The organism is Nonomuraea sp. NPDC049758, assembly GCF_040674635.1.
In the GTDB taxonomy this organism is placed as follows: Bacteria; Actinomycetota; Actinomycetes; order Streptosporangiales; family Streptosporangiaceae; genus Nonomuraea.
Map to the genome: position 1 here is coordinate 51,402 of NZ_JBFAMZ010000020.1, position 11,531 is coordinate 62,932.

Annotated in this window: 13 protein-coding genes; 3 read left to right on the forward strand and 10 right to left on the reverse strand. The window is 72.6% G+C overall.

Going from position 1 to position 11,531, the window contains the following annotated elements; genetic code table 11:
- Positions 1–54 precede the first annotated feature (54 nt).
- Positions 55–2,427 (forward strand): hypothetical protein, encoded by a 2,373-nt coding sequence (locus tag AB0J46_RS39500; protein ID WP_364339764.1) that lies wholly within the window; start codon positions 55–57, stop codon positions 2,425–2,427.
- Positions 2,428–2,507: 80 nt separating this feature from the next.
- Here AB0J46_RS39500 and AB0J46_RS39505 read toward each other — a convergent pair whose 3' ends face one another.
- Positions 2,508–3,674 carry an erythromycin esterase family protein gene (locus AB0J46_RS39505; RefSeq protein ID WP_364339766.1) on the reverse strand — a complete coding sequence of 389 codons (1,167 nt, stop codon included), beginning with the start codon at positions 3,672–3,674 and terminating at the stop codon, positions 2,508–2,510.
- Between the two features lie 155 nt (positions 3,675–3,829).
- On the opposite strand from AB0J46_RS39505, the gene AB0J46_RS39510 reads away from it, so the two are divergent.
- A complete protein-coding gene (locus AB0J46_RS39510) occupies positions 3,830–4,255 on the forward strand; it encodes a DNA-binding protein (protein ID WP_364339767.1) in 426 nt (141 codons plus the stop codon).
- A gap of 15 nt (positions 4,256–4,270) precedes the next feature.
- On the opposite strand, the gene AB0J46_RS39515 is transcribed toward AB0J46_RS39510, so the two are convergent.
- From AB0J46_RS39515 to AB0J46_RS39545, 7 genes are all read right to left on the reverse strand, one after another.
- Positions 4,271–5,317, reverse strand: a complete 1,047-nt coding sequence (locus AB0J46_RS39515; protein WP_364339769.1) for a VWA domain-containing protein — start codon at positions 5,315–5,317, stop codon at positions 4,271–4,273.
- Positions 5,318–6,268, reverse strand: coding sequence for a VWA domain-containing protein (locus AB0J46_RS39520; RefSeq protein ID WP_364339771.1), 951 nt, complete (start codon positions 6,266–6,268; stop codon positions 5,318–5,320).
- Complete coding sequence (locus AB0J46_RS39525; protein ID WP_364339773.1) at positions 6,265–7,149, reverse strand: DUF58 domain-containing protein; 885 nt, start codon at positions 7,147–7,149, stop codon at positions 6,265–6,267. Before AB0J46_RS39525 ends, AB0J46_RS39520 begins: the two co-directional genes overlap by 4 nt.
- A gap of 6 nt (positions 7,150–7,155) precedes the next feature.
- A complete protein-coding gene (locus AB0J46_RS39530; protein ID WP_357976415.1) occupies positions 7,156–8,133 on the reverse strand; it encodes a MoxR family ATPase in 978 nt (325 codons plus the stop codon).
- 35 nt (positions 8,134–8,168) lie between these two features.
- Positions 8,169–8,975, reverse strand: coding sequence for a trypsin-like peptidase domain-containing protein (locus tag AB0J46_RS39535; RefSeq protein ID WP_364339775.1), 807 nt, complete (start codon positions 8,973–8,975; stop codon positions 8,169–8,171).
- A gap of 202 nt (positions 8,976–9,177) precedes the next feature.
- Positions 9,178–9,474 (reverse strand): putative quinol monooxygenase, encoded by a 297-nt coding sequence (locus AB0J46_RS39540; protein ID WP_364339777.1) that lies wholly within the window; start codon positions 9,472–9,474, stop codon positions 9,178–9,180.
- Between the two features lie 88 nt (positions 9,475–9,562).
- A complete protein-coding gene (locus AB0J46_RS39545) occupies positions 9,563–10,237 on the reverse strand; it encodes an aldo/keto reductase (protein WP_364339779.1) in 675 nt (224 codons plus the stop codon).
- On the opposite strand from AB0J46_RS39545, the gene AB0J46_RS39550 reads away from it, so the two are divergent.
- Positions 10,202–10,519, forward strand: a complete 318-nt coding sequence (locus AB0J46_RS39550; RefSeq protein ID WP_364339782.1) for a hypothetical protein — start codon at positions 10,202–10,204, stop codon at positions 10,517–10,519. The genes AB0J46_RS39545 and AB0J46_RS39550 overlap by 36 nt on opposite strands.
- A gap of 20 nt (positions 10,520–10,539) precedes the next feature.
- Here AB0J46_RS39550 and AB0J46_RS39555 read toward each other — a convergent pair whose 3' ends face one another.
- Both AB0J46_RS39555 and AB0J46_RS39560 read right to left on the reverse strand, forming a co-directional pair.
- Positions 10,540–10,854 (reverse strand): hypothetical protein, encoded by a 315-nt coding sequence (locus tag AB0J46_RS39555; protein ID WP_364339784.1) that lies wholly within the window; start codon positions 10,852–10,854, stop codon positions 10,540–10,542.
- Positions 10,855–11,047: 193 nt separating this feature from the next.
- Positions 11,048–11,344, reverse strand: a complete 297-nt coding sequence (locus tag AB0J46_RS39560) for a hypothetical protein (protein WP_364339786.1) — start codon at positions 11,342–11,344, stop codon at positions 11,048–11,050.
- Between the last annotated feature and the right edge of the window lie 187 nt (positions 11,345–11,531).

The following is an 11,531-nucleotide window of genomic DNA, read 5'->3' on the forward strand; positions in this document are numbered from 1 at the left end:
AGCTCATCTGGCCCTAAACGTGCGGCCATTTCCACCATGCTCCTTCTGAGCGCGGTGTCTGTCGCGCTTCAACCCGCCCGTCCAGCAGCCGCGCAGCCGGTTCCGCTGGTCGAGGAGGACTTCACCGGGGCCACCGCGATCCCGCAGTTCATCGGCGTGGGATCGGCCTGTCTGACCGGCGCCCCGGCTGCTCCGCCCGCCGGGCCCGGCGACCATCCGCTCGGGGGCTGCCCCGCCAACGCGACGGGCCCTGTCCCGCCGACCGGAGCAGCCCCGTACGGCTACCTCCAGCTCACCAGCGCCGATCTGGACCAGACGGCGGCCGCCCTCTACAACGAGCCGATCCCGGCCGAAGAGGGCCTGGACGTGACGTTCGAGCAGTGGCAGTACGGCAACACCACGGCGGTGCCCGCGGACGGCATCTCCTTCTTCCTGATCAACGGGGAAGCCTCGCTGGACCGTCCAGGCGCGTTCGGCGGCAGCCTCGGCTACGCCCAGAAGCTGCCCGACGACGACCCGGCGAACCCGTTCGAGCCGGGGGTCAACCAGGGCTACATCGGTGTCGGCCTGGACGTCCTCGGCAACTACTTCGGGGACTGGGAGCAGCGGGGCCGCACCTGCGCCGAGCGGTCACCGGCCGGCACCGGGTTCCGCGTCCCGGCTCCCGGGCCGAACATGGTGACGGTGCGCGGGCCCGGCAACGGCACCGCGGGCTACTGCTTCCTGACCGCCACCACCAGCAACTTCAGCATGACCGGGCCGTGGCCCTCGACGCTGCCGGGCAACCTGCAGGGGCCCACGCGGACCGTGCCCAACGACCCGCGGGCGGCGCAGGCCGTGCTGGAGGAGTCGAAGCGCACGGTCAACGTCCGGATCACTCCGGCGCCGAACCCCGAGGTCACCGTCTCGATCGACTTCAACGACGGCAACGGGATGCAGGAGGTGCTGTCCCTGCCCGCACCGCAGCCGGTCCCGGAGACCTACAAGTTCGGTTTCGGTGCGTCCACCGGTCTGTTCACCGATGTGCACCTGATCCGGAACGTGGTCGTCCGTCCGGTGGCCGAGCGGCCCGAGCTGTCGCTCAGGAAGCGCGTCGCCGAGGACGCCGACCTGCCCGACCCGGTGCCGGTGGGCACTGAGGTGCCCTACGAGTACGTGGTCACCAACACCGGCAACATGAACATCGCCGACCTGATGGTGGACGACGACGTCGTCGAAGAGGTCACCTGCCCGCAGACCACCTTGAACGTGGGCGAGCGGGTCATCTGCCGCGGCTCGTACACGGTCACGGAGGAGGACGCCGAGCGCGGCTCGGTGACCAACGTCGCCACCGCGATGGGCCGGGCCGACGGCAACGAGGTCAGCTCGCCGCCGTCCGAGGTCACCATCGGCGTCACGGACGAGCGCGGGATGCTGGAGCTGGACAAGCGCGTCGACGACTCCCGCACGTACCGCCCCGGCGACCGGGTCACCTACCGCTACGTCGTGCGGAACACGTTCGACGAGATCGTGACCGACCTGCGGATCGACGACAACCGGGTGTCGGACATCGTCTGCGAGACCACCACCCTGGAGCCCGGCGAGTCCACGATCTGCACGGGCACCTACACGGTCACCGACGAGGACGCCGCCCACGGCTCGGTCACCAACACCGCCACCGCGGTGGGCCTGATCGACGACACGGAGGTGAGCTCGCCGCCGTCGGAGGCCACCATCGACGTCATGGGCGAGCGCGGGACGCTCCTGCTGGAGAAGACCGTGGACGACACCCGCACGTACCGGCCGGGCGAGCGGGTCACCTACCGCTACGAGGTCAGGAACAACTCCGGCGAGACGGTGGAGAACCTCCGGATCGACGACAACCGGGTGACGAACATCGTCTGCCGGACCACCACTCTGGAGCCCGGCGAGACCACCACGTGCACGGGCGTCTTCGTCGTGCCGAGCCGTCCCGGCGGCAGGAAGGACTGCCGCAAGGGCTGCCGCTTCACCGTCACCAACACCGCCGTGGCGAGGGCGGACGGCCTGACCTCCGCTCCGGCGACGGCGACCATCCGCGTCGTGCAGAAGTCGCAGCACCCGCGGCCGCCCTGCCGGCCGGGCAAGAAGGACCGCCACTGCCGGCCCGGCAAGAAGCCGCACCACCACCACGGCCACGGCCGTCACCACGGTCACGACCACGGGTACGACCACAGGTACGACCACGGCTACGACCACCAGTGCCCGCCGGGCAAGATGCCGTACGACGGCAGGACCGCCGAATCGGGATGCGTCCCGGAGCACGCGGACAAGAACGAGCGGGACATGGGCCAGTCCATGGACGAGTCCTACGAGCCTCAGCCTGAGGACATGATGGACGACCCGTACATGGAACGTTCCTACCGGGAGATGGGCGACATGCCGATGCCCTGGGAGACCTCCGAGTAGGTCGCCCCTCTTCCCATCCGCGCCAACCTGATGGCCCCTCCCCGCGGGGAGGGGCCATCGTGCTGCCCGCCCCCGGACGGTCACCCCCAGGCGCCGACCTGCTTGAGGAAGACGACGCCGTCGATCGTGCCGAGGTGGGACGGGTCCAGCGGGAAGTAGGCGAAATCCTGCGACACGCGCCGCGCCGGGTCGGTGACGATCCCGGCCAGGCGGCGGGCGTCGATCACCGAGTGGTCCCACGGCAGCGCGGACAACACGCCCTCGACGGTGTCCGGCGACGGGGTGTCGTCACCGGTCGTGCCGAAGGCGGAGGCCAGGTAGGCGTACCGGTCGCCCAGGTGGGCGGCGGCGATCGCCCCGGCGCTCCACCACTCCAGCCGCTGGTCGCCGAACGGCATGAACGTCTTGTGGCGCTGGAGGTGCAGGTTGGAGGAGAAGACCAGGGCCGGGCCGTGCTCGGCGACGGCACGCAGGTTGGCCGCCATCATCGCGTCCCGCAGGGCCGACAGCCGGGTCCAGCGTGCCGGGGAGGCGTCGGCCATCCAGTGGTGGTAGCGCAGCAGGCCGGTGGCGGTGCGCGCGTACAGGTGCGCGCGTTCCCTGTCCCGCGCGCCGAGTTGCGGCGACTGCGTGTCGAGCAGCGCCGCCAGGTCGTCGGCGATCACCCGCAGCCGCTGGGCGTCGGCGGACTGGCCGATCGACTTCGCCGGGTCCATGGCCGTGGCCTCGTCGGACCAGCGGTCGTCCTGGCCCAGCAGCGCGTCGAGGGTCTCCCTGGTCACCACCGCTGCGGGGAGCGGGCCGTCGAGCAGGTCGTAGAGGCCGGTGAGCGCCTCGCGCGGGCTCGCCGCCCAGTACTCCAGCGGGCCGTCCACCCCGAAGAAGCGCAGCTTCTCGTCGTGCTCCTCGTTGTGGGCGCGCATCCAGCGGACGAGCTCGCGGTTGGCCGGCAGGGCGCCGAAACCGTGGCTGAAGCCGCGGTCCATGACGTCGTCGAGGGTGCCGGCGCCGGTCGTGACGTAGTCGTCCACCAGGAGGCCCTTGAGGCAGTCGCTCTCGACGGCGAACGACCGGTAGCCCTCGTTCTCGACGAGGTGCCGGAAGATCTCGTTGCGCAGCTCGCCCAGTTCCTCCACGAAGTGCCGGGCCTCACCGAGGCCGAGCAGCAGCGGTCTGGCGGGGAGCGTCCGCAGGAACGCCGAGACACCCGCGCCGTCGACCGGCCAGGCGATGTCCTTGATATCCATGCCTTCAACGCTAGCGTTGAACTTTCGGTGTAATCCTTGCCGCTGAAATACCGACACAGTTCCTCCTAAAACCTTCAAACGACACTGCACGTGTTGAACAGTTCGTTCAAAACAAGCTGTTGACATCAATCGGTTCCCGCGACATCGTTGCCTCCATGTCGATCGAGCACCCCTTCTCCCCGCCGGACCCCGAGCAGGCGCGCGCCCGGCGGGTGCACGCGTCCCTGTTCCGGATCGCCGAGCGGCACGCGGCCACCGACGAGCAGCGGCTCAGGCAGGCCCACCCATCGGTCATCGGGCCGCACGAGGCCGTCAGGCTGGTGTCGTTCCTGCTCAGCGGGGCCGCGCAGCTCGACGACGGCGAGCCGGACGTTGACCAGGCCGACATCACCGCGGCGTTGAGCCTCGTCCCGCTGGTTCGCGGAGAGCTGGACGCGCTGGAGGCCGGGCTGCTGGCGATGGCCCGCGGGCGCGGCATGACCTGGCAGGAGATCGCCTTCGGGCTCGGTCTGGGCACCGCGCAGGCCGCCCGGCAACGCCACGAACGGCTCGCCGAACGGTCGGCGACGGCTCTCGACTAGGCCGCCCGCCGCAGGTCAGGCGCGGCGCGGGCGGTTCCACCAGAGGGAGAGCGACAGCGCCGCGACCACGAGCAGGGCGCCGGCCCCGGCGAAGGCGGCGGCCGTGTCCACCCGTTCGCGGACGACCGTGAAGGTGCCGGGAAGGGCGTCGAGGGCGGTCGCGAGCTGGTCGGCGTTCTCGGCCCGGTGGTAGGAGCCGCCGGTCGTACGGGCGATCTGCCGGAGTGCCGGCTCGTCGATGACCCGGGGGTTGCGGCCCCGGTCGAAGCCCCCACCGAACCCGCCGCCCCAGTCGCCGAAGCCGCGGCCGTCGAACTGCGAGTTGTCGCACACCATCGGGACCACCTTCGTGGTGCCGAAGCCGATGGTGAACACGCGTACGCGGCGCGACGCCGCCTCCTGGGCGGCCCGCTGCGGGTCGACGCCCTGGGTGTTGGCGCCGTCGGTGAGCACGACGATCGCGGCGCCGGCGTACCCGGAGGCCCCGGCGGGCGGCGTGGCGGCGGTGGCGGCGACCGAGGGGTCCACCTCGGCGATCGCGTCGATCGAGGTGAGCATGGCCTGGCCGATCGCGGTGCCGCGGGCGACGGTGAGCCCGTCCAGGGCCTCGATCAGGGCGTCGGTGTCGTCGGTGGGCGGGACGAGCAGGCCCGCGGTGCCGGCGAAGGTGACCAGGCCGATGCGCGGCCCGCCGCGCTGCGACTCGATGAAACCGGCGGCGGCCTTCCTGGCGGCGGTGAGGCGGTTGGGATCGACGTCGGTGGAGCACATGGAGCCGGAGGTGTCGAGCGCGAGCAGGATCGTCGCCGACCGCATCGGCACCGGCACCGACGCCTGCGGCCGCGCCGCCCCCACCGCGAGCAGCGCCAGCCCGGCGACGAAGAGCGCCACGGGGATGCGCCGCGTCCAGCGCGTACGCCCGGGAAGCGCGGCCCGTACGAGCGCGATCGACGTGACGCGCACGACGGCCCGCCGCCGCCGGCGGCCCGCCCACCAGCGGATCGCGAAGATCAACGGGATGACCAGCGCCGACAGCAGCGCCCATGGCCAGGACAACGACATTCAGATCACCCGCCCGGACCGGAACACGGTGACCGCCGCGCCCGCGGCGAGCAGCGCGAGGGCGAGCCCGATCAGCCCGCCGGCGAGCGGCAGCGGCTCGTCGGAGACGGTGAGCCGCAGGTCGATCGTGTCGGCGACGCCGTCGAGCCGGGCGGCGTCGGCGGCCGGGTGGTAGGCGCCGCCGGTGGTCCGCGCGATCGTGGTGAGGGTGTCCTCGTCGAGCGAGGTCTGCAGGTGGTAGCCGTCGACCTGGACCGCCGCCCCGGCCGCGGTGCCGACCCCCACGGTGTGGACGCGCACGCCCGCCTTCTGGGCCACGGCGGCGGCCCGTTCGACGTCGCCGCCCTGGTTCTGGCCGTCGGAGAACATCACGATCGTGGCCGACGGCCAGTAGCCGAGGTCGGGCGGCGTCCCGTCGCGGCCGATGACCACGTGCCGGCCGGTGATGGCCGTCAGCGAGGCCGTGATGGCCGCCCCGAGCGAGGTGCCGCCGGTGATCCTCAGCCGGTCGATGGCCCTGAGCGCGACGGAATGGTCCGCGTCGGGCCGCGCGGTGGTGAGCGCGCCGCGCTCGAACGCGACGACCCCGACGTCCACGCTGTCGGGCTGCGCCGCCACGAACGCGCGGGCCGCCCGCTGCGCGGCGGCCAGCCTGGTCGGCGCGACGTCCCCGGCGCCCATGCTGTTGGAGACGTCGACGGCGAGGATGACGGTGCCCGCGGTGCGCGGCACCGGCACCATCGCCGCCGGTCCCGCGGCGGCGACCGCGAGCACGCCGACCCCGGCGATCGTCAGGCCGGTCCCGAGGTACGCGCCGCGCCCGCCCGGCCCGGCGACCCCGGCCGCGGCCAGCGCCGACCTCCGGCGGCGGGCCGAGACGACGGCCGCCCAGGCCAGCGCCGCCGTGACGAGCAGCCCTGCGGTCAGCAACAGCGGGGACGACAGTGTCATGGCCACCGCTCCCCCGTGCGGGCGGCGAGCTCGACGAGCGTGTCGGTCAGGTCGTGGTCGGTGGCGACGCGGTGGACCGGGACCCCCGCCCGGCGCATGCCCGCCGCGAGCCGGGCGTCGCGGGCGGCCACGGCCTCGCGGAAGCGCACCCGCAGCAGCGGGTCGGCGGAGTCGACGACGAGCTGCTCGCCGGTCTCGGCGTCCTCGACCACGATCAGCCCGGCCTCGGGCAGCGCGTCGTCGGCCGCGTCCACGATGCGCAGGGCGACGACCTCGTGCCGCCGGGCCAGGCGCTGGAGCGAGCGTTCCCAGTCGCCCTCGCCGATGAAGTCCGACAGGACGACGACGAGCGCGCGGCGGCGCGCCAGCCGTCCGGCCGCGTCGAGCATGAGGGCCAGGTCGGTGGTGGCGCCGGCGCGCGGGCCTGCGGTGCGTTCCAGCTCGGCGCCGATCCGCAGCGCGTGCCGCCGGGACGTGCCCGGCGGCACGACCCGCGCCATCCCGGTGTCGAACAGCAGCGCCCCGACCCGGTCGCCGCCCCTTCCGAACAGCCGGGCGAGGACGAGCGCCAGCTCGGCCAGGACGTCGTGCTTGCCGCGGCCCGGCCGCCCGGCCGTCATCGAGGCCGACCGGTCGAGCACCAGCCACACCGTCAGCTCGCGGTCCTCGGTGAACACGCGCAGATGGGGCTCGTCCAGGCGGGCGGTGACGTTCCAGTCGATGTGCCGGGCGTCGTCGCCGTCGGCGTAGCGGCGCAGGCCGGTGAAGTCGACGCCGGAGCCGCGGTGCGCGGTGCGGTGGGCGCCCTGGAGGCGGCCGTCCAGCCTGCGGACGACCTTCCACTCCAGGCGGAGCAGGAGTTTCTCGGGGACGGTGGCCATGACGGCTCAGCGGTTCCGCAGGACGACGTCGGGCGTCCGGACGGCCCCGAGCACCCTGCTGATGATCGTGTCGGCGTCGACGTCGTCCGCCAGAGCCTCGTAGGACAGGACGAGACGGTGGCGCAGCACGTCGAGCGCGAGTTCGGACAGGTCGTCCGGCAGGACGTAGTCGCGGCCGCGCAGGAACGCCAGCGCGCGGGCGCCCGTGACGAGCGCGATGGACGCGCGCGGGCTGGCCCCGTACGTGACGTACCGCTCCAGCTCCCCCAGCCCGGCCGTGCCCGGCGAACGCGTCACGGCGACCACGCGTACGGCGTAGTCGACGATCGACGGATCGACGTACACCTGCCGGGCGCGGGCCCGCATCTCCATCAGCTCGGCGGTCGTGACCGTCGGCTGCGGCGGGTCCGGCGGACGCAGCGCGCGTTCGACGATCGCCTGCTCCTCGTTCTGGGCGGGATAGCCGACGACCACCTTCATCATGAACCGGTCCACCTGCGCCTCGGGCAGCGGGTACGTGCCCTCCGACTCGATCGGGTTCTCCGTCGCCATCACCAGGAACGGCTCCGGCACCTGGAACGTCTCGCGGCCGATCGTCACCTGGTGCTCCTGCATCACCTCCAGCAGGGCGCTCTGCACCTTGGCGGGGGCGCGGTTGATCTCGTCGGCGAGCAGCAGGTTCGTGAACACCGGGCCGAGCTCCGTCCGGAACTCGCCGGAGTGCTGGTGGTAGACCCGCGTGCCGACGAGGTCGGCGGGGACCAGGTCGGGGGTGAACTGCACGCGCTGGAACCCGCCGGTGATCGCCGCGGCCAGCGACCGGACGGCCAGCGTCTTGGCCAGGCCCGGCACGCCTTCCACCAGCAGGTGACCGTCGGCGATCAGCGCGACGGCCATGCGTTCGAGCAGGACGTCCTGGCCGACGATGGTGCGTTTGACCTCGAAGAGGACCTGTTCGAGCGGATGAGCCTGGGCCGGGGGCATGATGTCCCTTCTGTGGGCGCTATGGGCGGTGGCGGTCAGATCTGGGGTCCGTCGCCTGGTGGGCCGTCGCCGTCGTCGCCGCCCAGGGCCGCGCCGATCGGCACCGCGAACGCGATGCCGGCGAACGCGTCGTCGCCCCCGGGGTCGGCGATCGAGACGACGATCCCAACGACCAGCCCGCGGGCGTCCAGCAGGGGGCCGCCAGAGCTGCCCGGGTTGACGGAGGCGTCGAACTGGATCAGCCCTTTCAGGCCGGCGTCCTTGCCGGTCCGGCCGGTGGTCCGGTCGAGGCCCGACACCACCCCGGTGGAGACGCTGTAGGTCAGGCCCAGCGGATTGCCGATCGCCACGACCGGCGCCCCCACGGCCACCGCGCCGCCGAGCGTCGCGGGCACGACGATCTCCGGCAGCTTCACCGGCTTGAGCACGGCGACGTCCCTCTTGGGATTCGCGGCGGCGACGACGGCCTTCGCCCTGGTCCCGTCGGCGAACGTGAGGTTGATGTCCTTCTTGGCCTTGATCACGTGATGGGCCGTCAGGACCGTCCCGTCCTCGGCCGCGATCACGCCCGTGCCGAGCGACTTGCCCGCCTGGATGACCACGACCGACGGCCCGACCCTGCGGAAGACGTCCGGCACCGTGAGCGTCGCGGTGGGCGTCGGCGTGGCGCCCGGCCCTCCTGCGGCCGTCCCGCCGCTGCCGCCGCCCCCCAGCCAGTACGCCAGCACCGCCACGACGACCAGCACCCCGCCCCCGGCGGCGGCCCGCCGAACCCTTCCGGCCCCGGCCCGCCCGGCTTCCCGAGCCCCGGCCGCACCGTCCTCCTGCGGCACGCGCTCCATGCCCCTCATACTCAGCAATCGCACCGAAAACTGCCATAAAGAAGGACACACCAATGGCCGACATCCCCGGACGCGACGGGGTCGGGCCGCAACCCATACGGCGGGACCGATTCCTCAGCCGTTCGCCGACCGGTCCCCCGCATTGGCCTCTTGCGAACACCGGCCTCTTGCGGACCTCCGGTCAGATCGGGCCCGGCGGCGCTCAGTGAAGCCAGGCGGTCACGAGCGTGCGCACGACCATCGGCTCGGCCAGGACGAGGGCCAGCACCTGCGCCGCATGGCGGTGATGCGGCGTGGTCAGGTGCCGCGCCCGCGCCCCGGCGCCGGCCCACTCCTCGATCACCACCATGCTCGCCGGATGGTTCGGATCGCCGTAGGCGCGGTAGGCCAGGCAGCCGGGCTCGTCCAGGGACGGTTCGATCATCGCTTCGAGCGCGGTCCGCAGCCGGTCCTCCTGGCCGGCCGCGGCCACGTACTGGGCCAGCACGATGAGGGACATCTCCGGCGCCGTCCTCACGCGAGGGGCCGGGCGGGACCGGCGCCGGAGGCGGTGATCGCGGCGGCGATCTCCGCCAGGTCGGCCGGCGTCAGGTCCACCGCGCCCGCGCCGATCCAGCCGTCCACCTGCTCCGGCCGGCGGGCGCCGACGATGGCCCCGGTGACGCCCGGCAGGCCAGGACCCACGCGATGGCCACCTCGGCGACGCCGACGCCGTGCCGGGCGGCGACCGGGCGCAGCGCCTCCGCCAGCCGCAGGTTGGCCGCGAGGCCCGTGGTGAAGTCGTGGTGGGCGGTGCGCCAGTCGCCGTCGGGCAGGCTCGCGACGCGCTCGGCGGAGAACGTCCCGGTGAGCAGGCCCGACTGCAGCGGCGAGTACGCGATCACGCCGGTGCCGTGGGCGTGCGCCCACGCGATCTCGGCCGCCGCCGACCGGTTGATCGCCGAGAACGGCGGCTGGATGACGTCCACGTGCGCGATGCGCTCCGCGGCCGCCAGCTCCTCCGGCGAGTGGTTGGACAGGCCGATCGCGCGGACCTTGCCCTCGGCCTTCAGGTCGGCCATGACCTGCCAGTACTCCTCCAGCGGCGTGGCGTTGGGCGACACCGCGCCGAAGCCGCCGCCGGCGTACTCCAGCGACTCGCCGGTGTCGGGGTAGTGCACCTGGTACAGGTCGACGCGCTCGACGTTCAGGCGGCGCAGCGAGTCCTCCAGCTCCCGGCCGCCGACGTGGCCGCCTACCTGCGCCTCGACGCCGGCCGCCATCCTGCGGACACCCGGACGTCGGAGCTGGTCGAGGAGCTGTCGGCGGCCAGCCCGGAGTTCCGCGAGCTCTGGGCCGAACACCGGCTCAAGGACAAGACCCACGGACGCTACGTCTACCTGCACCCGGTGGTCGGCCGGCTCGACCTCGGCTTCGAGACCCTCCGCCTGCCCGACGACCCCGACCAGGCGCTGACCGCCCACACCACCGAGGAGGGCTCCCCCTCCCAGACCGCTCTCCGCCTGCTGTCCGCCTGGACCCGCCAGGCCCACGCCGCCACCTGACCCACGGCGGGACGCGAACGCTAGGAGTCGTCCTTCTCCAGCAGGTGGTCGAGCCTGAGGGCAAGATCAAGGGTCTCGCAGCGCAGCAGGTCGAGCCGCCGGCGGATCTTCGACCGGATCGCCTGGAAGTGTTCGTCGGTCTGCCCGCGCAGGCCGAGCAGCTCGTCGGTCAGAGCCGTGACGTCGTGGCCCGACTGGCTCCGGGTCTCGGCGAGGTCGGCCCGCATCTCGGCGACGCCGAGCACCGCCTCGGAGCAGTCGGCCTCGGCGCACAGTGTCGCCTCCAGCGCCTGGACCCGAAGCCTGATGTCCAGGATCTCCGCCTCTACATCCACTTACTCCTACCTTTGCCGGTAGTCGTTAGGGAACCGGCCAGGTGGTGGAGGGCGGCCGGGTCCCACTTGCTGTAAGCACATGGTGGCAACCCGTGTATACCCGACACGACCGCCGGCAAGCAACGGGTGCGGGTCCGCGGAGGGCTCGGCCCGGCGCCGGGTGGCGGCCTCAGGCCGAGCCTGGCGTGGCAGGTCAGTTGTTGATCGGGTCCGGGCCGTACGCCTGCGTCCCTTGGGAGCAGCCGGGCTCCGGGTCCTTGCAGCAGCGCGGCCTGCTGGACGTGAAGTGGTCGTTCATGTGGCGGCGCAGGGCCGCCAGCTCGTCGCCGAGCGCGGCGAAGTCCTGTCGCATCTCCGTCCGGATGTCGGCGATGTCGGCCTGCATGCGGGTGATGCCGGCCGTGGTCGCCGTGAGGTCGCCGGCGGGCCTGCCTGCCTTGTGCTTCCGCAGGCGCAACAGCAACTTGAGTATCCGTGTCTCTAGGTCCACACATTCCTGCCTTCGCGCAGCTGGACAGGGGCCTGCGCCGGACGAGCGGGCGGGCGCCCCGGGGATGACCAAAACGGTGGCACATCGGCAGCCCGCGTGGGGATGATCTTGATTTCGCCGGGTGAGGTTCCATTACACCGGCGCCCACGTTTCTTTTCTGCCAGCGGATATTGGCCGCCGAAAGTGA